This is a genomic window from Treponema sp. Marseille-Q3903, assembly GCF_014334335.1.
In the GTDB taxonomy this organism is placed as follows: Bacteria; Spirochaetota; Spirochaetia; order Treponematales; family Treponemataceae; genus Treponema_D.
This window is the reverse complement of the sequence record NZ_JACSEU010000001.1, coordinates 1-22,351: the sequence shown is the minus strand read 5'-3', so window position 1 is coordinate 22,351 and position 22,351 is coordinate 1. Positions and strand designations below refer to the sequence as shown.

29 protein-coding genes and 1 pseudogene are annotated in these 22,351 nt (G+C 32.3%); 22 read left to right on the top strand and 8 right to left on the bottom strand.

Annotated features, from left to right (window positions below):
* The first annotated feature begins 172 nt into the window (after positions 1–172).
* Together H9I37_RS00140 and H9I37_RS00135 are read left to right on the top strand one after the other, a co-directional pair.
* Positions 173–1,366: an RCC1 domain-containing protein gene (locus H9I37_RS00140; protein WP_187380469.1), complete on the top strand. Its 1,194-nt coding sequence runs from the start codon at positions 173–175 to the stop codon at positions 1,364–1,366.
* A 127-nt stretch (positions 1,367–1,493) separates the two neighbouring features.
* On the top strand, positions 1,494–2,573 hold the full coding sequence (locus H9I37_RS00135) for a formylglycine-generating enzyme family protein (protein WP_187380468.1): 1,080 nt from the start codon (positions 1,494–1,496) through the stop codon (positions 2,571–2,573).
* Positions 2,574–2,732: 159 nt separating this feature from the next.
* Here the strand turns inward: H9I37_RS00135 and H9I37_RS00130 are convergent, their stop codons facing one another.
* From H9I37_RS00130 to H9I37_RS00095, 8 genes are all read right to left on the bottom strand, one after another.
* A complete protein-coding gene (locus H9I37_RS00130; RefSeq protein WP_222864209.1) occupies positions 2,733–3,182 on the bottom strand; it encodes a transposase in 450 nt (149 codons plus the stop codon).
* Positions 3,161–3,268, bottom strand: coding sequence for a hypothetical protein (locus H9I37_RS11580; RefSeq protein ID WP_187382482.1), 108 nt, complete (start codon positions 3,266–3,268; stop codon positions 3,161–3,163). Before H9I37_RS11580 ends, H9I37_RS00130 begins: the two co-directional genes overlap by 22 nt.
* Positions 3,269–3,753: 485 nt before the next feature.
* Positions 3,754–4,731 (bottom strand): hypothetical protein, encoded by a 978-nt coding sequence (locus H9I37_RS00120; protein WP_187380467.1) that lies wholly within the window; start codon positions 4,729–4,731, stop codon positions 3,754–3,756.
* Positions 4,732–4,740: 9 nt separating this feature from the next.
* A complete protein-coding gene (locus tag H9I37_RS00115; RefSeq protein ID WP_187380466.1) occupies positions 4,741–5,112 on the bottom strand; it encodes a hypothetical protein in 372 nt (123 codons plus the stop codon).
* A 23-nt stretch (positions 5,113–5,135) separates the two neighbouring features.
* Complete coding sequence (locus tag H9I37_RS00110; RefSeq protein WP_187380465.1) at positions 5,136–6,470, bottom strand: ATP-binding protein; 1,335 nt, start codon at positions 6,468–6,470, stop codon at positions 5,136–5,138.
* Between the two features lie 230 nt (positions 6,471–6,700).
* Positions 6,701–6,856 (bottom strand): hypothetical protein, encoded by a 156-nt coding sequence (locus H9I37_RS00105; RefSeq protein ID WP_187380464.1) that lies wholly within the window; start codon positions 6,854–6,856, stop codon positions 6,701–6,703.
* Between the two features lie 32 nt (positions 6,857–6,888).
* The gene (locus H9I37_RS00100; RefSeq protein WP_222864208.1) at positions 6,889–7,317 is read right to left on the bottom strand and encodes a transposase; all 429 of its coding nucleotides are present in this window, start codon (positions 7,315–7,317) and stop codon (positions 6,889–6,891) included.
* A gap of 12 nt (positions 7,318–7,329) precedes the next feature.
* Positions 7,330–7,548: a hypothetical protein gene (locus H9I37_RS00095; RefSeq protein ID WP_187380463.1), complete on the bottom strand. Its 219-nt coding sequence runs from the start codon at positions 7,546–7,548 to the stop codon at positions 7,330–7,332.
* Between the two features lie 122 nt (positions 7,549–7,670).
* Here H9I37_RS00095 and H9I37_RS11410 point away from each other — a divergent pair, with 122 nt between their 5' ends.
* The 20 genes and pseudogenes from H9I37_RS11410 to H9I37_RS11360 form a co-directional block, all read left to right on the top strand.
* Positions 7,671–7,805 carry a hypothetical protein gene (locus H9I37_RS11410; RefSeq protein WP_255422442.1) on the top strand — a complete coding sequence of 45 codons (135 nt, stop codon included), beginning with the start codon at positions 7,671–7,673 and terminating at the stop codon, positions 7,803–7,805.
* On the top strand, positions 7,786–8,016 hold the full coding sequence (locus H9I37_RS00090) for a hypothetical protein (protein WP_187380462.1): 231 nt from the start codon (positions 7,786–7,788) through the stop codon (positions 8,014–8,016). Before H9I37_RS11410 ends, H9I37_RS00090 begins: the two co-directional genes overlap by 20 nt.
* A gap of 583 nt (positions 8,017–8,599) precedes the next feature.
* Complete coding sequence (locus H9I37_RS00085; RefSeq protein WP_187380461.1) at positions 8,600–9,100, top strand: RHS repeat domain-containing protein; 501 nt, start codon at positions 8,600–8,602, stop codon at positions 9,098–9,100.
* Between the two features lie 26 nt (positions 9,101–9,126).
* Positions 9,127–9,201, top strand: a pseudogene (locus tag H9I37_RS11575) (hypothetical protein); the annotation flags it as partial.
* A gap of 33 nt (positions 9,202–9,234) precedes the next feature.
* Complete coding sequence (locus tag H9I37_RS00075) at positions 9,235–9,849, top strand: TNT domain-containing protein (protein ID WP_187380460.1); 615 nt, start codon at positions 9,235–9,237, stop codon at positions 9,847–9,849.
* Entirely contained in the window at positions 9,846–10,211 is a 366-nt protein-coding gene (locus H9I37_RS00070; protein ID WP_187380459.1) for a hypothetical protein, read from the top strand. The genes H9I37_RS00075 and H9I37_RS00070 overlap by 4 nt, the downstream gene beginning before the upstream one ends.
* Positions 10,212–10,232: 21 nt before the next feature.
* Positions 10,233–10,745: a hypothetical protein gene (locus H9I37_RS00065; RefSeq protein WP_187380458.1), complete on the top strand. Its 513-nt coding sequence runs from the start codon at positions 10,233–10,235 to the stop codon at positions 10,743–10,745.
* 18 nt (positions 10,746–10,763) lie between these two features.
* Positions 10,764–11,597: an NADase-type glycan-binding domain-containing protein gene (locus H9I37_RS00060; protein ID WP_187380457.1), complete on the top strand. Its 834-nt coding sequence runs from the start codon at positions 10,764–10,766 to the stop codon at positions 11,595–11,597.
* A gap of 545 nt (positions 11,598–12,142) precedes the next feature.
* A complete protein-coding gene (locus tag H9I37_RS00055; RefSeq protein ID WP_187380456.1) occupies positions 12,143–13,072 on the top strand; it encodes an RHS repeat-associated core domain-containing protein in 930 nt (309 codons plus the stop codon).
* Between the two features lie 781 nt (positions 13,073–13,853).
* On the top strand, positions 13,854–15,524 hold the full coding sequence (locus tag H9I37_RS00050; RefSeq protein WP_187380455.1) for an RHS repeat-associated core domain-containing protein: 1,671 nt from the start codon (positions 13,854–13,856) through the stop codon (positions 15,522–15,524).
* Positions 15,525–15,554: 30 nt separating this feature from the next.
* Positions 15,555–15,860, top strand: coding sequence for a hypothetical protein (locus tag H9I37_RS00045; protein WP_187380454.1), 306 nt, complete (start codon positions 15,555–15,557; stop codon positions 15,858–15,860).
* A gap of 536 nt (positions 15,861–16,396) precedes the next feature.
* Positions 16,397–18,337, top strand: a complete 1,941-nt coding sequence (locus tag H9I37_RS00040) for an RHS repeat-associated core domain-containing protein (RefSeq protein ID WP_187380453.1) — start codon at positions 16,397–16,399, stop codon at positions 18,335–18,337.
* A gap of 9 nt (positions 18,338–18,346) precedes the next feature.
* Entirely contained in the window at positions 18,347–18,991 is a 645-nt protein-coding gene (locus tag H9I37_RS00035) for a hypothetical protein (protein WP_187380452.1), read from the top strand.
* A gap of 14 nt (positions 18,992–19,005) precedes the next feature.
* Positions 19,006–19,590, top strand: coding sequence for a hypothetical protein (locus H9I37_RS00030; protein WP_187380451.1), 585 nt, complete (start codon positions 19,006–19,008; stop codon positions 19,588–19,590).
* A 10-nt stretch (positions 19,591–19,600) separates the two neighbouring features.
* Complete coding sequence (locus tag H9I37_RS00025) at positions 19,601–20,245, top strand: hypothetical protein (protein WP_187380450.1); 645 nt, start codon at positions 19,601–19,603, stop codon at positions 20,243–20,245.
* Between the two features lie 102 nt (positions 20,246–20,347).
* Complete coding sequence (locus H9I37_RS00020) at positions 20,348–20,647, top strand: hypothetical protein (RefSeq protein ID WP_187380449.1); 300 nt, start codon at positions 20,348–20,350, stop codon at positions 20,645–20,647.
* Between the two features lie 12 nt (positions 20,648–20,659).
* Complete coding sequence (locus H9I37_RS00015) at positions 20,660–21,424, top strand: NADase-type glycan-binding domain-containing protein (RefSeq protein WP_187380448.1); 765 nt, start codon at positions 20,660–20,662, stop codon at positions 21,422–21,424.
* Positions 21,425–21,441: 17 nt separating this feature from the next.
* The gene (locus H9I37_RS11570; RefSeq protein ID WP_187380447.1) at positions 21,442–21,735 is read left to right on the top strand and encodes an RHS repeat-associated core domain-containing protein; all 294 of its coding nucleotides are present in this window, start codon (positions 21,442–21,444) and stop codon (positions 21,733–21,735) included.
* A 135-nt stretch (positions 21,736–21,870) separates the two neighbouring features.
* Positions 21,871–22,083, top strand: a complete 213-nt coding sequence (locus H9I37_RS00005) for a hypothetical protein (protein WP_187380446.1) — start codon at positions 21,871–21,873, stop codon at positions 22,081–22,083.
* Positions 22,067–22,351 (top strand): hypothetical protein (locus H9I37_RS11360; RefSeq protein ID WP_222864156.1); only part of this gene is annotated, 285 nt, incomplete at its 3' end. The genes H9I37_RS00005 and H9I37_RS11360, both read left to right, overlap by 17 nt.

Sequence of the window (22,351 nt, the reverse complement as noted above, 5' to 3'; positions counted from 1 at the left end):
GTTTTTGTAAAACTTCAAGATTGCTGCCGAGTCTCCTGAACAAAGAATTTCCCCGGCTGTATAGCTGTAACGCAAACAAAAGACCAACAGACTAATAAGCAAAAAGCAGGAAATCACACAAATGCTGTTGAGCAGAATTATAACGACGTAAAACAAACGATAGGAGGTACAAATGTTGTCATCATTACAAGATAAAAGAAATTTTATTTTTTTTGTCATTTATTTATTTTTTTTCAATTCATTTGCATTACAACTTGGAGATGGAACAACTGAAAATCAATTATTTCCAAAATGTGTACTGACCGATGTTGAAAGTGTTTATGCGACAGATGTTTATTCTGTAGTTTTAAAAAAAGATTTATCAGTATGGGCAACAGGGCTTTATGCACAGCCATTTCCATATATGAAGAGTGAATGTTCGGAATGTAATTCTTTTATAAAAATAAAGGATTCCGTAAAGAAAATATTTTCAAATATTAATATCCTGTTGGAAAATGATACATTATTACATCCTGATTCAAAATCAATGTATTTTTCAGATATATTTTTTGCAGAGACCGCAAAAAATGTAACTTACTTTTATGAAAAAGATTATGTCTGCGCCTTTATTTCAAAAGATAAATCATTGTGGATGTATGGAGCTGAATTAAGAGATATTGAAATTTCAGAATATAGTATGGATTATATATACTATCCATTTTCTGAAAAAATTAAAAAAGTAGATGATAATGTTTTAGATGTTATTTCAAAAAACAATATCCTGATATATCTAAAAGAAGACGGGACAGTGTGGGGCATGGGCTCAAATTATCAGGGCCGGTTAAGCAAATCTCAAGAAAAAGTAATTCCAAAACCTATAAAAATTGCAGAGTCTATTTCTAAAATTTATGTCAATGATTACGTTTTCTTAATTACTAATAAAAATGATTTAGTTAAAATTGAAAATGGGGAAGCTTCATTTATTGATAGTGATATAAAAGAAATAAGCGATTTTTTTTATATTAAGAATAACGGGCAGTTATTTGCTTTTGGATTTTCCAGTTATGGAGCTTTGGGTATTGGTGATACAGAAGGGTATCTAGTCCAGCCAAGATATGTAATGGATAATGTAAAAAAAGCAAAAGGGACGGAATTTCATTCGTTAATTTTAACACATGATAATAAATTATTTTCATGTGGAGGTGGTTGGTGTAATTTTGGCTGCCTAGGAGATGGCACAAGACAAAAAAGAGATACTCCTGTTTTGATAATGGATGATGTAAAAGATTTTGATATTTCAAATTATCATAGTATGGTTATAAAAAATGATGATTCATTATGGGCATTTGGCTTAAATAATACAAATGAATATGAACTTGGATTGTAAATTATCTTGGATGCGTTACGGGGGCATCTGCAGGATAAATTCCGCCCCCCGCAGAGATGGCAGCGGACAAGCCGGCGGAGAACAGACAGCCTGAACAAAGCCTGAAATGACAAAAAAGGGAAAATAAATGAAAAAACTTATACAAATTCTTTTTCTTATGAATTTCTCATATTTATTTTTTGCAATTGATTTTATAAAAATTCCGAGTACAGAAAAATATAATATTGGAAATAATAAATTCATATATTATGAAGATTATTATAAAAACAACCCGACAATAAAAAAATATTATTGCAAAGAACAGGATATTAAGCTATCAGAATTCTTTATTTCTGAATATGAGATTACCGTAAAGGAAGTAAAGAACTTTATACATCAGACAGATTATCCTTTTTCATTTTACAGAGACAATTATTGGACGGAATTTATCAATAATAAGTTAAATGAGAATAACAGCTGTGCACTTCTTAATTTGTATGAATCATTAATGTTTATTCAATGGTATTCACTAAAAAAAGGGAAAGAATACAGACTGCCTTCCAATGCCGAATGGGAATATGCTGCCATTCATAACAATAAAGCAAAGCTTCCTTATGGTAATCCGACCGGTATATTTAAAGACTTTTATGTTGAAACCTGGCGCTATGAAATCCCGGTTTTCATACCGGAAAGTGATTGTTCCGGCTTTGGAATGAAAGGGGTTCTGGGAGGTTCTGAAATAGTACTGGATAATTTCTCTGACGAAATGTATGAAAAAATTGATAAATTACATGAAAATCCTTTGATATTTGAAGATACCAGCTGCTCAACAATAAGAAGCGGAGATATAAATTATAATCAGAGGGACTTTAGCGACAGATTTGGATTATATTTCCATAATCATATATTTTTTAATTCGATTTATGGAAATGAGATTCGTTTAGTATATGCACCTGATACGATTTTTAATAAAGGAAGGTTAGATGAATGCATATGGTTCCAAAACCGGGGATTTGTAAAAGAAACGGCGGAAATTTATTTACGACCAGATACATCAGAAAAGAAAAATATCTTAAAAGAGGCACAGGAAGTATTAATTTTATTCAAATCAACTGATAATCTGTATTACCGGTGTTACTATAAAACAGATGGTAATTGGAATGCCGGCTGGATTCTGGCATCGCAGGTAAGTATTACCAATATCCCATGGTATATTAATCCATTATAAATATAAAATTTTTCTCGAAAGTTTTTCAAAAAGCCTTTCAGGCACAGTAACAGAATCTTCGGGCAGAGATTTTGTTTTTAATAAACTTTTTAAAAGCAAATCTTATAGTTACTCACAGTATCCATGTGACATGTACCTTGATATTTATGATATGGCAGTTCAGTTTGAAAGTTCAGAGAATAATGAAGTAAAACAGGCTTCGGCAGCAAGATTAGGTAAGAACCATAGCTTTGCATCTTCAACTAAATGAAATAAAAATGCAGATATACTGTAGAAGAAGTGTCTGAACATTCCGCTTACGCTTCTTGCCTTGTGATAAATCAGATTGTAATTCATCTTCATAACAGACCAAACATTTTCGATTCTATTGCGTTTTAGAAGAAGCTGAAACTGTTCCTTTGCCATAGGACGGTTCATGTTCTTTCTGGTTGCAGTACAAGTTTTTCTGCCTGACTCATACATTTTCTTCAAGTCATCCTCTTTCAGAAGATAGCCTGCGTCTGTAACGAAGATGCCTTCAAACCCTTCCGTAATATCTACAAAAGCCTTGCTGTCATGCTCATTGCGGGGACGGAAGCAGAGCCAGACTAATGTACCGTCAGAGTGCAGATACCCTGCAATTTAAAACCGAAGAACGAGCTTTTTGTAGATTTTCCCCTGCTTGCGACACCTTTTGAAACTTTATGGGACGAAATATAGCGGTTTTTACATACAGAGAAACAGGGGTTGAATCAACATAGAAAACACTGTCCGTGCAGCGAATCCTGTTGAGGTAAAGCTGATACTGCACGAATGCAATTATAAATCCTGCCGATTTGTTCGACGCTTTCATAAAGTTCTCATAGTTTGTAAGCGACGGAAAATATACCTTGTAATGATTCTCTGCATTTTTATGAAAAGTCTTCAAGTCGCCGGTACGGTCAAAAATCCTGATAAGATTTAATATGACGGCATCTGTTATCGGCATTCTGCGTTTTGGTGCACCTTTCCCATACTACATGGCAAGATTCTTTTTTCCTGCAGAAGTTTCAAGAAATCTATGGATAAAATCATCCACTATGCAATATAATGTAATCAGGCTGTTTTCGGTCATGGCATTCCTCCGTATTTTTGTTTGTCGTTATTCAAATTTTACAGAGAATGCCTTTTTTGTAAATTTATCTAAAACTCGAAATTTGACCTAATATATTTTTGTTTCTCCTGTCTCAGGATTTAACAACCATTCAAATTTAATTTCTGGTTTTTCTAATTTATTAATAAGAATTGGAGTTCCGTTTTCTTCCTTATAAAAAAGAATTTTTACATCTTCCTGTGAATTAACTTGAATTTCAAAATAATTTATATAATCACTCTGAGCTGAATCTAATAAATTAAATGAAATTTTTGTTTTATCTTCATTTATTTCTCTAAAGGATATACCTTCTGGACAATAAATATATTTAAATAGAGTATTTGGATGAAACGCAATTTTTTTATAATTACTAGAACCATCTACAGGATAAAAATATAAAAAAGATTCTTCTTTTGAGAAAAATTCAACAGGGAAAAAATCACAAAACTTTATAGGAATTTCTATTGGTTTCGTATGAAAATTTTGTTCCAAATCAACACAAAAATATATTAAATTTTTGAACTCACAATCAATTATAACATCATCAATAACAGTCTGTTTAAAATTAAATGTTTGTTCATCAATTTTTGTTATCTCTACTTTTGCTTTGTTTTTTTCTGTATTTTTTTCTGCCTTTTGTTTTCTACAATAACAGTCATAAACAAATTTATTGTCAGGCTCCTCTTGGTCTACAAATACGACAGAATCATTCCAACTAGTAACTTCTCCATACCAATTATATAATTTGATACAATTACCTTTCTGATTGTTAAATCCTATAATAATTTCTTGTCCTCTGAGACCTATTCTAAACTTACCTGCATATTCATCGGAAATAATTGAATCATCTACCAAATTATGAAGTCTTTTTCCATCTTCACTTTGCCAATCCATCCATTCTGAAAAAGCATTGCATGAAGTTGACCAACTAGGATAATTTTTAATTTCTTGACCATTTTCTACCATCCATGTTGGAATATTACTAGGACAAGATATAAAAATGAAAGAAATTAATATCAATACAAAACATAATATTTTTCTATTCATTACTGTTCCCTATTTTTTAACAATATTCCAATTCATTAAATGATGAACAGGTACATAAGTTTCCCACATTCCTTTTTCTTTATCATCACAATCTATTAAATCTAGAATCTTAAAGGATGGCCAAGAAAATGGACCCCAGCCATTATTTTTGTATGCTATAACAGGTCTATAATGCATACCTCCACTACCAAAAGTTCTTAGACTTATTCCATGAAAATTATTTTCATTCGAAAAATAAAAATCTTCGTATTTTTCATAAGGATATTTTCTTTGCTGTATAATAGTTTCTGGTAAACAATGTAGAGCCAAAAAAGAAAGTAAACAAACATAATTCCCTGCAAGATCGTTTTTTACACTATCTTTAAAATAAAAATCGTCCATTCATCACCTTTTTACCTAATTTCTTATAAAAGAAAAGCCATATAATATGGAATTGTTATTTTATTTTCAGCAACACCAACGTTGTTTTCTGAAAGTTTATAACAAACATTCACATCATATTGAGGATTTTTTAAAACAGTATTAGCAGATTTTGTATTTCCTGTTGTTGATTTTACTTCAATAAGCGAGATTTCATCTTTTACTTTTGAAATAAAGTCTATTTCAAGACCTGAATCTTTATGAAAATAATAAAGTTTTTTATCTTGTTTTGAAAAACTATCAGCGATAATATTTTCAAAAATAGCACCTTTGTAAAATCCTAAATCTCCAGAAAGAATTTTTGCAGCACAATCTCTATCAAGCATTGAAATAAAAAGTCCTGAATCTTGAATATAGATTTTAAAAATATTATCTATTTTGTTTCCTTCAAGTGGTTCGGAAATATTATTAAGATTGTAGCAAAGATTTATAATTCCAAAATCACACAACCATTGTATTGCAGGAAGATATTTTTCAGAGCGTCCCTTTTTCTCCAAAGCAGAAAATACAAATTTCTTATTTTCCTTTGCTAATTGAGCTGGGATTGAATCAAAAACTCTATTTATTCTACCAAGCAAAGAAATGTCAATTTTTTCATTTTCATTTTCATCAAGATGTTTACCAAAATCATCTTTGTATTCTTCGATAATATCATGTTGCTCTTGCCAAACAACATTCATATCATTTGTAGAAATAAATCTATCAACAATATAAGGTAATCCACCAACACAAATATATTCCTTAAAATATCTAAGCATCGCTTGATGAGTTGCTTCGCTTACAGGAGTTTTAGTTTCGTAGCATTCCCGAATATAAGCAATAACATTTTCATTAATACCTTTTGCCCATAGAAATTCTTCAAAATCCATAGGTTTCATGTAAACAACACGTTCAAAACCAGTTGGAACACCTTTCCCTTTCTTTTTATTATATCCTTTTATTCCAAGAAGAGAGCCTGTAGCAATAATATCGAATCTACCATCTTCACAAAATGGTTTGATACTAGATCGAGCATTAGCACATTCTTGTATTTCATCAAATATTATTACAGTATTTCCTTCTTCAAATCGAGAATCAGGAAATAAAGCCGATAAATCTATAATAATTCTATTAACATTCAAATCATAATCAAAAATTTTTTTTGCACTTTCATTTTCTTTGAAATTTACATAAATACTATTTTTATAATTCTTTTTTGCAAATTCACGAACACTATAAGTTTTTCCAATCTGCCGAAGACCTTTTATAGCGATAGCTTTCTTTTTTCCACTAGAGTTCTTCCAATTTTCTAGCTCTAACATTATTTTTCTTCTAAACATACAAATCACCTAAGACATTTTTTTTATGGAGTTTTTATTATAAAGACACACTTTTTTAAGCGAGTTCATATAAAGATATTACACTTTTCAAAACGAGTTTTCAAGCAAATTATTCAAAATCTTATCAGATTTTAATTTTTTTTGAATGTTCCCAAGCTGTAATAGCCTTTAATAACTCAACATGTTCTGATCTTTCTTCTTCAGTTAAAACTCTATTTTCAAAAAGAGATTTATCTCCTAAATACTGTATTCTTTTTTTTATCAGAGATTTCTTTTGGAGGTCTACCTCCAAGTTTACCATTTTTTCTAGATGAAACAGACTTTTTAGATGATGCCTTTCCTCTATTTTTATACATAAGCTTATTAGTGGCATCTAAATAAACCATAGAGTTAAAAATTAACTAAAATAACTAAAAGGTCAAAATTCAAGTTTTTCAACGGCAGCAAGATTAGGTAAGAACCATAGCTTTGCATCTTCAACTAAATGAAATAAAAATGCAGATATACTGTAGAAGAAGTGTCTGAACATTCCGCTTACGCTTGTTTCCCTGTGATAAATCAGATTGTAATTCATCTTCATAACAGACCAAACATTTTCGATTCTATTGCGTTTTAGAAGAATCTGAAACTGTTCCTTTGCCATAGGACGGTTCATGTTCTTTCTGGTTGCAGTACAAGTTTTTCTGCCTGACTCATACATTTTCTTCAAGTCATCCTCTTTCAGAAGATAGTCTGCGTCAGTAACGAAGATGTCTTCAAGCCCTTCCGTAATATCTACAAAAGTCTTGCTGTCATGCTCATTGCGGGGACGGAAGCAGAGCCAGACTAATGTACCGTCAGAGTGCAGATACCCTGCAATTTAAAACCGAAGAACGAGCTGAAAAGTCTTCAAGTCGCCGGTACGGTCAAAAAAACGGATGAGATTTAATATGACGGCATCTGCTATCGGCATTCTGCGTTTTGGTGCACGTTTCCCATAATACATGGCAAGATTCTTTTTTCCTGCAGAAGTTTCAAGAAATCTATGGATAAAATCATCCTCTATGCAATATAATGTAATCAGGCTGTTTTCGGTCATGGCATTCCTCCGTATTTTTGTTTGTCGTTATTCAAATTTTACAGAGAATGCCTTTTTTGTAAATTTATCTAAAACTCGAAATTTGATCTAATAATGGGTTAACGACTGTTGGAGATTCATTAATGAATACATTGACTAAAGAAATGGCAATTGGTTCTGTACAAGAATTCTTAAATCGATCGGAAGAAACAAGCGATTTTGTACAAGAAACTTCAATAAACTCGAATGGAGCAATAAATGTCAAAAAGAATCATTAAATATTTATTTCTAGTTATTATTAGTGCCTTGCCTTTTTTTATGTTGTTGATGATAAATAGCTGTTATCCTAAATTTCCAAAGAATGTGATGTTTTTCTTTGAACGTATTACGCATAATAGAGATATTGCTGCTATTATTTCTATGCTTTTGTTTTATGCTTTACCTGTTTTTGTATTACTAAAGATATATGAATATATTAAAAAAAGATAATTGTGGTTATGTTGTGGGGTAAATAATGAAAAAGGTATCGATGTTAATTTTGTTGATTATGGAGTGCTTTTCAAGTTTTGCATTAAGCAAGTTAATTCCATTTGAAAAAAACGTAAAAATTGGATTTATAAATGAAAAAAATTAATGGGTTTTCTATTTTTATTATATTCATAATTATTGGATTTATAGCTTTTGCTTTGGCTTATTTTCTTGTTAAAATAGATTTTTTTTTGAAGCATGAAAATGTAACTTTTGTAGCAGTTTGTTTTATTTGTGCAGTTATTTATGGTATAATTATATTTATTTTAATTAGGAGAAAATAAATTTTCATTGCAACACCGTAGTTTTCGAAGAAAACTACGGAATCGCTGCGCAAGCTCTAGAATGAAAAGCTTTCACCGAAGGAACAATCTTCCATAAAAGAAATAATTGTCAGGAGCTTTTTTGTTTATAAATACAATTCTTCCAAGATGAAAAACCGCAGGCCGCTTCGCCACATAACGTACATTCTGTTCAAACTTTTTACACGGATGTAAAAAGCTGTGCCGAAGCGATATTCAGGAAAAATAAGCAATCATCAGCAATGGTCAATAAGTTTAAGGCAGAAGCGGATGAGAACATGCTTTCTGTAAATGAAGATATGGCAGAAAACAAGTTTCTTGACGCTGACACTAAAGGAAAGTTAGCCGCAATCCTCAACTATGCAGGGTTTGGTTTTGGAGATAAAATAACTACAATGCAGTTGTTTATAAAAGAAAGCTATGAGTATGACAAAAACGGAAACAGAATCAAAACAGTGACTAAAAATGGCGCTATAGACTACAACTATGATGAAGAAAACAGGCTTGTTTCCAGTGGCAGCAACGGCAGAGTTTGTGTAAAATATACGTATGACAGGAATGGAAACATGCTGGCAAGGGAATCGGGTCTGAAGTCTGAAAAATATTCATACAGCAGCCGGAACAGGCTTTGCAGTTCACAGATTATAGATAAAAGGGAAAAGACACAGTCGGTGAGCCACTACGCATACGACGCATTCGGCTCTCCTGTTGAAGGTCCGGAGCTGCGGACTGCGGGTACCTAGGAAAGCAGTTTGACAAGGCAACGGGATTGTACAATTACGGCTACCGAGACTACAAGCCAGATGTAGCAAGGTTCACGACAGTAGACCCAATCAGAGATGGGACAAACTGGTTTGTGTACTGCGATGGTGATTCGGTGAACTTTGTGGATTTGTGGGGATTGAGTGTAAGCGATGGAAATAAAACTGCTATTTTTTCGACTGCAGAAAATGCTTTCAATCTTGATTTTGGAAGAGATTATTCTGCGATGGCTGTTCAAAATTTTAAGAATGGACATCCCGTTTTAGGCACAATCCAAATGTTGGATTCGGCTTGTGAAATTGTATATGATGTAGTAGCGGCCTACGGAAGTGCAAGCATTATAAGTACCTTTGTAACTACATCAACAGCTTTACCAGAGACATCGGAAAGTTGGTTACAACAAAATGGTAAACCTAATTATCCGCCAAATAATGGTGCTGCGTTACATACAGAAGTAACCAAAACGCTTGAAGTTGGTACTAAGGTTGGAAGGTATGGAGATATTGGACCAAAAAGTTCATTCGTTACTGATACAACTTCAACAGCCTCAGAGTTAAGTCTACCACCATGGACAAATCCTGCGACCTACCAAGAATTTACAGTAGTAAAACCAATAACCAATGTTGTTAGTTCGGAAGTAGAAGCATGGGCAGATTCTGCAGGTGGAGGGACACAATATGTTCTTCTTCAGACAATTATTCAGTTACAGCAGGACGGTTTTATACGATGAATAATAATAGACTGAAAATACAAATAACTAGGGACATAAAGCAAGCTTTACCGAGTATTGATATAGATAGTAGAATATCTTTCGATAGATATAGTACAAAGAATCAAATACGTGTGTATAAGAGCTTTTTCTCCTATGTTTTTGAATTTCTTGGGATACGAGAATCAGAATATGTTTTTTTTCAGTCAAAAAAATATATCGAAATTCTCTATAAAATTGCAGAAGTCTTCATTATTTCTGAGTCAATCAAAGAATCGAAAGGAAAAGGGGCTGATTTTTTAAAATACAAAGAACTATTTTATGCATCAAAATTCGGGACAGAAATATCTAAAAAATTTTGTGAAGAGCATAATTTAAAATAACTAAAATGAGCGTTTTGGGTCATGAGAAAAATGCTAATTTTTTTACTTTATATGTTATTCTCAACTTATTATTTGATAGCTGCCGAATATTTATTTGATGGTAGCGGTAATAAAGTCCAATCTGTATATAATGATACCATAAAAACTGGTTCAGCTTTTGATTTAAAAATAGGGACAACAACAAATGTTGCAAGTGGTAAAGCTGCTATAATTACAAATGCAACAACTATTGACGATAAAAAAAATAACTCTAATGGATATACTGAAAATGGTCTATCTGAAGGTCGAGGTTTACAACATTCAAATACGAATCCAAATACAAATGAAGATTATAATAATCCATATAGTAAGCAATGTGTTATTCTGCCTGGACAAGATAATACATTGTTCTTCGAGGTACTTAAAGACTGGGGTGTTCAAGATGGAGAATCTATCAAAACGACAATCATAGATAAAGAACTTCATAAAGATGGTAAATATGATAAAAATGGAAACTATAAATCTAATGGTAAAAAAAATGGCTGTAATAAATAATTGTACTGGAGGAAACCTATGAAAAAAGTATTATTTGTTATTTTAATTTATTTTATATGTGATTTTTTATTTTCACAAAATATAAAATATGGTTATGTTTATAACAATCCTTCTGAATATGGTTCAATAATTATAAACAAAGATTCTTATTCAGTGAATTGTTTGGATGGAAAAGAAGGTATAAAAAACGAAAACTATAATTCAAAAATTTTTGAAAACCAATATTTTAATTGGCTCGAAAATAGAGAAAAACTCAATGATAAATATATTCTTCTTACATGTTCAATAAAAGATTTGGATTTTTTGACGCTTGTTTGCTCAAGAGATTCCTCAAATAATTATTTTAAGAATTGGGAAATATATTATAATTATTGTGATGATTATAATAAATACAATTCAATGCCCTGTTTACATGGTTTTAAAGTAATAAAAGCTGATTCATTTCTATTAGAAAAACTTAAAAATGGTACAGAATTAAAATATCTTCCGAAATATACATGGATTTCAAATATGCCATGGGCGACAAGAGGGGGGTCTGATAAAAAGGAAATTTATTTAGAACCAAATTCTTTAATTACCTATAACACAATAGTGATTGCAAACGGCTTTATTTGCTTTGATAAGCCTTATCTTTATGAACAAAATTCTCGTGCAAAAAAAATTAGAATTTCATGGGACAATAATACTAAAGAATTTGAATTACAGGATACTCCTAATTTTCAAACAATAGTTTTATCGAACAAAGAAGAGTATTATGATGGGAGTGTGCAACTTGAAATACTAGAAGTATATGAGGGGTCAAAATATTCCGATGTTGTTATCTCTGGTATTTATTATATTGAATGTAATTAGGTATTTTTCAAAAACAATAAAATGATTAATCATATTATTTAGAGAAAGAAAATGGTTGGAGAGAGATATTGATTTTACAAAAGTGTGTGAGTAAAAATGAAAAAAAAACATTTCTTATTTTAGTTTTTTTTATATTTCTTAGCCTTTTTGGTGTATGCTTTGTATCCAGTGATAATATTAAATAATTGGAGATTTAACTTCCTTGAGCCAAATATATTTTGTATTATTTTTACTATAAGTTCATTTTTATATTTCGAAAGTTTTTTTATATAAAAAGAAATAGGCGGTCATATATTATCCTTTTTATTATGATATATATTGCCTTAGTTGTAGAAAATAACAGCATATTTGACTTTGTACTAAAAAAATAATTGGATATCATGAGAGACTTAATATGAGCAATTGTGGAAAGTGTGGGCAAATTATTTATCAAGAAATCTAATGCATTTCTATGCAATTTTGTTTAGTTTCGTTGCCCCATTTTTGTATTTTTCTTTAAATAAGTTACTAGAAAAAATCAAAAAATGTTATAAAAGGAAATTTCTTTGAAATCTGAGACGTATTCATACAATAGTCAAAACAGGCTCTGTGAGAGCGTTGTGATTGACCGCGAAAACAAGACACAATCAGAGAGCCGTTACGCATACGACGCATTCGGCTCACTTGTACAAGGTGACTTGAGTGGCGCAAAAGACTTAGGCTACCTGGGGAAGCAGTTTGACAAGGCAACAGGATTGTACAATTACGGCTACAGGGACTACAGCCCAGCTGTAGCAAGGTTCACGACAGTAGACCCAATCAGAGATGGGACAAACTGGTTTGTGTACTGTGATGGAGATTCTGTAAACTTTGTGGATCCTGATGGAAGGTTTGTAAATGTTATTATTGGTGCGACAGTTGGTTTCGTATCTTCAGCTGCAACAGAGATTGGTGGAAGAATGATTAATGGTCAAAGTTTTGGAGATGCTGTAAAAAATACCTTTACAGATAAAACTTCTTTGGCAATTATTGGAACATCAACATTGATTGGTGCTGCTACATCCGGTGTATCAAGTTTGGCTGTAAATGCTACTACAAAAGCTGTGACTACGGCAGCGTCAGCTGGGTTGAAAACTGGAGTTCAAGCTATAGGTGAAATTGCAGTAAAGACTGTGGCAATTAATACCGTGGCAGGTGCGGTTGATGCCGGTGCTAAAGATTTTGTGACTCATGCAATAAAAGGGGAATCAGAATCTTTTGGAGAAATAGCTTCTACTATGGGACAAGGTGCTTTATCTGCAGCTTTATTTAGTGGGATTACTCAGGGAATAATCGCATCAGGAACAACAGCAACTGGCGAAGTTGGAAATCTTCTTACAGGAACTATGAAAGAATTTAGAGTTAATCAACCGAAATGGGCAGGCACAACTGGGGTTGTTGGAGAAAATGTTGTTCCCACTATAATTGATATAAAAAATAGTATTTATAAAAAATAGTATTATAGGAGACAACTAACATGAAAAGGATAACTTCTGCATTAATATACTTATTTCTTGTTTTGATATCAGCAGGACTATCTATTTTAATAAGCATAAAACTTGCACAGTTTTTTTCTATGGAAAAGAAAGTAAATGATTATCTATTAGTAATTCTTTTTTTTGTAATTTATGCACTATTATTATTTATTTGGATAAAAATAGATAAAAATTGGAATCGTTAAGGGGGACAAAGATATCCGTGCAATCTGCTGTAAGAGAAAGTGTAATTCCAACATCTATAGATTTAGGAAAAGAAGCTAGCAAAGTTCATCAGTCCAAGAAAATAAATGAAAAAGATCAATGGGTTTTCTATTTTTATTATATTTATAATTATTGGATTTATAGCTTTTGCTTTGTCTTATTTTCTTTCTAAAATAGATTTTTTTTGGAAACATGAAAATGTAACTTTTGTAGTAGTTTGTTTTATTTGTGCAGTTATTTATGGTATAATTATGTTTATTTTAATTAGGAGAAAATAAATTTTCATTGCAACATCGTAGTTTTCGAAGAAAACTACGGAATCGCTACGCAAGCTCTAGAATGAAAAGCTTTCACCGAAGGAACAAACTTCCAGAAAAGAAATAATTGTCAGGAGCTTTTTTGTTTATAAATACAATTCTTCCAAGATGAAAAACCGCAGGCCGCTTCGCTACATAACGTACATTCTGCTCAAACTTTTTACACTGATGTAAAAAGCTGTGCCGAAGCGATATTCAGGAAAAATAAGCAATCATCAGCAATGGTCGATAAGTTTAAGGCGGAGTCGGAGGAGAACAAGCTTTCTGTAAATGAAGATATGGCAGAAAACAAGTTTCTTGACGTTGCCACTAAAGGAAAGTTAGCCACAGTCCTCAACTATGCAGGTTTTGGTTTTGGAGATAGAATAACTACAATGCAGTTGTTTATAAAAGAAAGCTATGAGTATGACAAAAATGGCAACAGAATCAAGACGGTGACTAAAAATGGCGCGATAGACTACAACTATGATGAAGAAAACAGGCTTGTTTCCAGTGGCAGTAACGGCAGAGTTTGTGTAAAATACATGTATGACAGGAACGGAAACATGCTGGCAAGGGAATCGGGTCTGAAGGCTGAAAAATATTCATACAATAGTCAAAACAGGCTCTGTGAGAGCGTTGTGATTGACCGCGAAAACAAGACACAATCGGTGAGCCGTTACGCATACGACGCATTCGGCAGGCGAATCCTAGTTCAAGACCGAGATGAGGCTTGCATGAAAAGCATCTACGACGGTTTTACTTTTGATATCATAAAACAAAGCCCGGCGTTTGCAAACGGACTTTTTACGGACAGTAACGAGACAGGGCTTAGAATAAGCCGCACAGGACGCCCGACAGGAGACCGCTACCGCTATCTTGAGGACGACAAAAACGACGGAAACAGATATTACAACATCGATGAAGGAAACTACAAAACTGTGAGCAGCCGTTATGTTGGGGAGAGAACGCTTATAAATGTAAACGGAGTAGCCGCTGCCCAGAACGCTGATGGGAATATCTCATATTTCACGACAGACTTACTAGGAAGTGTGAGAGCGGCTACAGACAATTCTGCCTTTGAGACGGGTACATACACCTACGACGCATTCGGCTCACTTGTACAAGGTGACTTAAGCGGCGCAAAAGACTTAGGCTACCTAGGAAAGCAGTTCGACAAGGCAACAGGATTGTACAACTACGGCTACCGAGACTACAGCCCAGCGGTCTCAAGGTTCACGACAGTAGACCCAATCAAAGATGGGACAAACTGGTTTGTGTACTGTGATGGTGATTCGGTGAACTTTGTGGATTTGTGGGGGCTGAAAGTTGATCCAATAAAATCTCATTATCACATGACAGGCAATAATACTCAAATTCCAAATAGTGATGGAACTACGATTAATCTAGGAGGATGTGCTATCACATTAGATACAAATGTTTCATATACGAATGGGAATCAAAATATTTCTCCAACAACTATTTGTCAAAATAGCAACAATTTCACAGAAAGAGGAGACTTAATTTGGAATAATCCATTACCATCAAATGTAAGTACTTCGGGTTCAATGAGAAAACCTTTAACTGTACAAGACTATAATAATTATGATTCAAGTGCAGAACATTACAACATAGGTATAAAGGTACAATATAGTGGTTCCGCGACACAGCCAAGTACTTCTTCTCATTGGGTAGGATGTAATGGTGTTTATACAGATGATAATGGCACCCAATATTATATAGTTTCAGCGACTTCGGATAATGACAGTGTTATGGGAACAGATACAACTGGAAATAATAGAGGTGGATTAGGTTGGAAAAATATTGATGATGTTGGAATTGTTGTTCCTGTAGAGCTCTGTACAGATTATATCGTTTATAATATTTCGAATACTTCGAATAAAAATAAATAATTTCGATGATTGATAATGAGGTATAGCAAAATGAAAAGAAGAATTTTATTTTATCTTTTATGTATTTTTTGTATTGAAAATATTTTCTCCGAAAATTTACAAAGACTTCCTAGAGCAAATAAAGTTAGCATAAAAACCATTAATACCGTTGAAAATAATGAAAAAAATGCAAAAACTTACAATGAAAAAGATTATCCAAGAATTTCAGAAAGAAATAAAATTTTAATTAATCGTATAAATTTTTATGATCAAAATGAAAATTTATTAATTTCCAATGATAAAATGGAAATTTATAATATTCAATGTAATAGAATTCAAATATATTTTTATGTTTAAAATATGATGATATATTCAGACCAGAAAATAAAAATTTTTTATACTTATTTGATTTCGTAAAGGGAATACAAGAACTAATAGATGTAGATGTAAATGAATATTTATTATCAAATGATGGGAAGAAGGTTTATTATGTTACAAACTTTAAATATAGGGAAAGTCAAAATTTTATTTTTACTATAGTTGAAAATCAACGACGAAAATCTCAGGTAATAAATTATAAAAATTATACTAATGAAATTTGTAGTGGGATGAGGATAAAATTAGAAAAAGATAAAGTAGTATTATATCTTCATCAAGATGCTCCTGTTGTTGTAAAGTTGTTTATTAATTCAGATTGTAAAGTAACAAATTTTGCATTGCCAAAATATGATGAAAATACAGGTTGTTGTTACATAATAAATCCTGATGAGAGTATAGAATATTTAAGGTATTAAGATGTTGAAGTAAATGTGATTTTACACAAGAAAGAGACAACGTATTTATATGGCAAAAACAATGAGATTATAAAATTGCGCGAGAACAAGCAGAGGGGCATGATAGATTTAAAGTATGATGATAACGGTCGAGAGACGCAGCGAAAGTTCTCAAGCGGAGTCACACAGAACAAAGTCTATGATAATGCCGGAAGAGTTGTCTTTATAAGCCAAAATGTTTTTGGAAAGACAACTTGGGCAGAAGGCTACGTCTATGCCGAGGATGGAAAGAGAACTGGAACAGTAGACCTGAATGGGGCTGTAACCTTGTACGAATACAATAAAAAAGGCAAGCTTTCCGCAGTCTATTATCCATACACAAAAGCGATGGTCGATAAGTTTAAGGCAGAAGCGGATGAGAACATGCTTTCTGTAAATGAAGATATGGCAGAAAACAAGTTTCTTGACGCTGACACTAAAGGAAAGTTAGCCGCAGTCCTCAACTATGCAGGGTTTGGTTTTGGAGATAAAATAACTACAATGCAGCTTTTCATAAAGGAAAGCTATGAGTATGACAGAAACGGCAACAGGATTAAGTCTGTCACTAAAAATGGGACAATCAATTACAACTATGATGAAGAAAACAGGCTTGTTTCCAGTGGCAGTAACGGCAGAGTTTGTGTAAAATACATGTATGACAGGAACGGAAACATGCTGGCAAGGGAATCGGGTCTGAAGTTTGAAAAATATTCATACAGCAGCCGGAACAGGCTTTGCAGTTCACAGATTATAGATAAAAGGGAAAAAACACAATCAGAGAGCCGTTACGCATACGACGCATTCGGCAGGCGAATCCTAGTTCAAGACCGAGATGAGGCTTGTATGAAAAGCATCTACGACGGCTTTACTTTTGATATCATAAAACAAAGCCCGACGTTTGCAAACGGCATGTTTACAGACAGCAATGAGACAGGACTTAGAATAAGCCGCACAGGACGCCCGACAGGAGACCGCTACCGCTATCTTGAGGACGACAAAAACGATGGGAACAGATATTACAACATCGATGAAGGAAACTACAAAACTGTGAGCAGCCGTTACGTTGGAGAGAGAACGCTTATAAATGTGAACGGAGTAGCCGCCGCCCAGAACGCTGATGGAAATGTCTCATATTTCACGACAGACTTACTAGGAAGTGTGAGAGCGACTACAGACAATTCTGCCTTTGAGACAGATACATACTCCTACGACGCATTCGGCTCACTTGTACAAGGAGACCTAAGTGGCACAAAAGACTTAGGCTATCTAGGGAAGCAGTTTGACAAGGCAACGGGATTGTACAACTACGGTTACCGAGACTACAAGCCAGATGTCTCAAGGTTCACGACAGTAGACCCAATCAGAGATGGGGCAAACTGGTTTGTGTACTGCGATGGTGATTCGGTGAACTTTGTGGATTTGTGGGGGCTGGCTCCGAGAAATATGTCACAGGAGGATCGAGAAGCCTATATGAACACAATAAGAGGATATCAAGATTATGTAAATAATGCTAATGAAATGGGAATCCCAGATAATTATGATTGTGCTGACACTATGACATATTTATATGGACAGGGAACGTCTGCAACTTCTTTGGGAAATTTATCAAGGAATTTAACTCATGATGGGAACCCTATAGGTTTAGACATAGGTAATATCCAATCAAGAGATTTCTTTTCTACACAAACTAATAATATAACTTTCTATTCTAATAAAGATTTTAATAATAGCAATGTGGAGATTGGTACTGTTCTTGTCTGGCAAGGACCAGGGGCAAATGGTGGAACTGGCTGGATAGGGCATACAGCGACTGTGGCTGATGTTACAAGAGATAATAATGGAAATGTTACTAATATAAAGATAATACAAGGACATACTGGTGGAAATCAAACTGAAGTAGTTAATATTCCAAACCAAGCAGAACTTGATTCATATGTAGGAACATTCCTTGGGTTTGGAGAATTAGGAAAAAATTCAATAACTCCATTAAATAATTCAACGGCTATTTTTAAGAATAAATAGGGAGTTAATATGAAATATTTTTTCATTTTTTTAATTATATCTATTACGGCTAATCTATATCCAGAAAATAAATGTAGTACATTTTTTTCTGCTCAGATTGGAAATAAAAAAATAGAAATTGTAGGACAAAAGAAATCAAATAAAAAATTTGATGATAATAAAATTTTATTATTAAAAGATAATAAAGAGAAAATTTTAGATTCTATAAATATTTATTATCCTGATACAAATTACAGAGGCTCAATTTTATTATCAAAAGATGCCTTTGCATTAAGGATTTCCTTAAGGATTTCCATAAAAGAACCTTATCGTAATTGTTTTATATATTCTAATTCACGAATTACCAATTTCTGCTTTTATGATTGTTCAAGATGGGTTGCAGATGGGATATTGTTAGATGATTGTATTATTTATTCTACTGAGTTTGATAACAATACAATAAAGAAGATAGATTTGAGTAATAATTGTATTTATTCATACGATGGTTATTATCCGAATGTTACAATATATGAATTTGTAAATAATAGTATTCTAGGTGTATTTGAATATGAGGGAAAGTGGTATGAGATTTACAAAGACTTCATAAAAAAATCAACAAAACAATATAAATTAACAAAACATAGTATTTATGAAAATTTTTTTGATAAAAATTAATTATACTTGCTTAAATGGAATTTCAGATAGTGATGCAAGAAGAGCAATGGGGAGAACAGGTAACATGCAATCCTGAAAGAAAACTTACTCAAAGTAAAATCAATAATCCAAATCGAAATATAGGGTTCATAAAAGAAAACGGATGCTATTTAGATGGTTATTGTGAGGCCTCTATAACACTTACTGGACAAGATTATACTCCAGATTATTTTAATCAATACACATATTTGTTTGATTCACAACAAAACTTCAATTATGCACGAGCTTCAAATATTACAGGTTTACCCAATGATTATTGGATAAAAAAGGTTCAAGGTGATCTTGGAAAGGAAATTACTGAAATTAGTAATTCAGATACTGTAGAATATGTTTCTGCGCAGGTAAAGTACGATGCAGATGGACATCTTCATTGGGTTGGTGTTGAGGATATTGAAACTCATGCTGATGGAGAGACATATGTAAAAATAGAACCTTCTTCAGTACATGATACTGAAAAAATTAATCGCCCAAGAGATTCTTGGGTATTAGCTAATGATGGAAATATGTGGATTGAAACAAGTGATATAAATAAAATTTATACATATAAAAAGAATAAATAGGAGACTTGAAATGAAAAAGGTTCTTTTGTTATTACAAATATGTTTTATATCATTTACAATTGATGCGCAAGAAGTTCTAAGTATTGGTGGAAAAGAAAAAATAATTTTGCAACCATTAGAAAAAAATGAAAAAATTATGTACGAAAAAATAAGTACTAAAAAAGGATTTGAGTTACATTTATTTGCTTCCAATGAAAAATCCAAAAGACTAATTTGCCAAATTGCATATTATTCTGGATATCATAAATTATGTGATGATGGAGATTTTTATTTTAGTATTGATAATCATTTTATTAATAAAGAATTTCCTAATTTGACATCTGAATTATTTGTATATAATCCTAAAAAAGGTATAATTACAAAGGTACTAAATTCATTGTTGTTTACAGTTTCAAATGATGGACAATTTATATGTTATTGTGAAGTTTATCAAATAACGGAAAAAGAAAATCATGATGTTCCTTATTGGTATATATATGATACTAAAACAAAGAAAAATAAGCTTATAATCAATAATAAGCAAAAAAATAATTGGGATATTGGAATTCCTGTATTTAATGGAGATATGCAATCTTTTATCCTTGAAATTGGTTATGATGATGTAGTTATGGATAAACTTATTTTTGATCCTTATAAAATGGAGTTTAAGAAATAATCAGTTTTTTTTCTTTTGTTTCCTTAAGATAATCCATCTCTAAACGATGGCTCCCCTAAACATGAAGGTCTGACAATTGATATCGGAGAATATACTGGAACGTTGATTAATAAAAGTCATTCATACAATAAAGCAATAAGTATTACAGGAAATGGGGTTAAACAATCAGAAGGTGTTTTATTTCATCCAAACGCAATGACAGCATTAGGTAGTAGAGAGAAATATGGACAAGGTAAACTAAAAGGGCGTCCATTAAGTTTGGCTTGCCAAATTCAAAATCTAAAAGACCATGAGGAAATGATAGATGTGCTAGAAGGAATTGGATTAAAATTTGGAAATGGAAAATCAGAAAAAGAGTGGACTTCTGGTGATAAGGTAAAAATTTTGATAAAAAATAAATAAGGAAAATATACTATGAAACGATTTTATTTACTGATAATTATTTCTTTGATTGGATATTTATTATTTTCGCTTGATAAAAAAAGCTATGCCAATAGTATTGATGAATGGATTGATATTACAGAAAAAAATATCACATTTAATTATTGTGATCCATTCGGTCATGAAGGTATAAATAGTTATGAATATAAATCTGAAAGAAAAAATGAATTAGATTGGATTATAATAAAAAATGATAAAAAAGAAGAAAAGCTTCTTTCTCTTCAAAATGATGAATGGTTAGTTCTTTATATGGATAATTGTAAAAAACCTTTTTTTACAGGATACTGTTCTTTTAAGGAACTTGAATTCATTGACTATATAAATCCTCAAAGTGTAATTGCATCTTCAGAATTGAAAGAGAAATTACAGACATATTATGGTTACAATGTATCATCTTTGCTTCTTGATTCGCCGTGGGTAGAAGCAAAAGATGATTATGGAATTGGGGAATATTTATTGCTAGAAGCTAACGGAAGATACATATACTTATTTAACGGATATGTTTCTTATGAAAAACCATATTTGTATAATTATAATTCAAGAATCAAAAAACTGAAAATTACTTTTGTGGAAGATCCCTCAAAGAGTCCAATGATCTTTGAGCTTGACGACACCCCAAATCCGCAAAAACTAGATTTACTAGAAAGGATTCAGGATAAAATAGAAATATTAGACGTTTATCTGGGCACAAAATATAAAGACACTTGTCTAAATGGAATAATTTTTAAATTATTCTAAATAGACGACAAGGTGACTTGAGTGGCGCAAAAGACTTAGGCTATCTAGGGAAGCAGTTTGACAAGGCAACAGGATTGTACAACTACGGTTACAGGGACTACAGCCCAGCTGTCTCAAGGTTCACGACAGTAGACCCCATCCGTGACGGGGCAAACTGGTTTGTGTACTGCGATGGTGATTCAGTGAACTTTGTGGATCTGCGAGGATATGAAGCAGTTTCATTGACTGCTGTTATTGTGGTCGGGGCAACAGTGGTGACTACAGCACTATTATTGCAGTTACCCAAAATGAGTCTTATCAAGAAGCAATAGGGGAAGCTTCTGAAAAAATTAATGAAAAAATACAGAAAACAAAAGAAAAAATGAAAACTCTTTTTTCAAAGGGGAAAAAAAGAACGTGATAAAAAAGGAAATCCTATTCCTTTAGGAAATAAGAAGCAAAGTCCATTGGGCAAAGGAGCAAATGGATGTCCTGAAGATGTAGGAGACCCTGGGGATTTTGGAGGACCTGATTTTAAGCCTCCTAAAGAGTCTAATTTTAAAGAGATTACTGCAATTGTGTTGGCAGGGACAACAATTGTTGGGAACGACGTAAAAGAATTTATGGATAAGGTTGGGAATTCTCCTAATAAAGGTTATAAAAATGAAAAAAATAAGTAATATTACAATATATTCATTTTTTGTTTTCTTTGCTGTTGAAATAATATTATTAATTATAGATTTAATAAAATTCAATTATTCTGTAGATACATCTTGTTATATTATTAAATCATTATTATTTTTGATAGTTGCTATCTTTTGGGGAAATAGACATAGTATTGGGGTTATTTTCTATAATATTTTATTTGTTTGTTTTTTAATTTTTATACTTTTCAATGGATTATTCTTAAAAAAAATAATAAATATTTTATTTTTTGCAATTATAGAC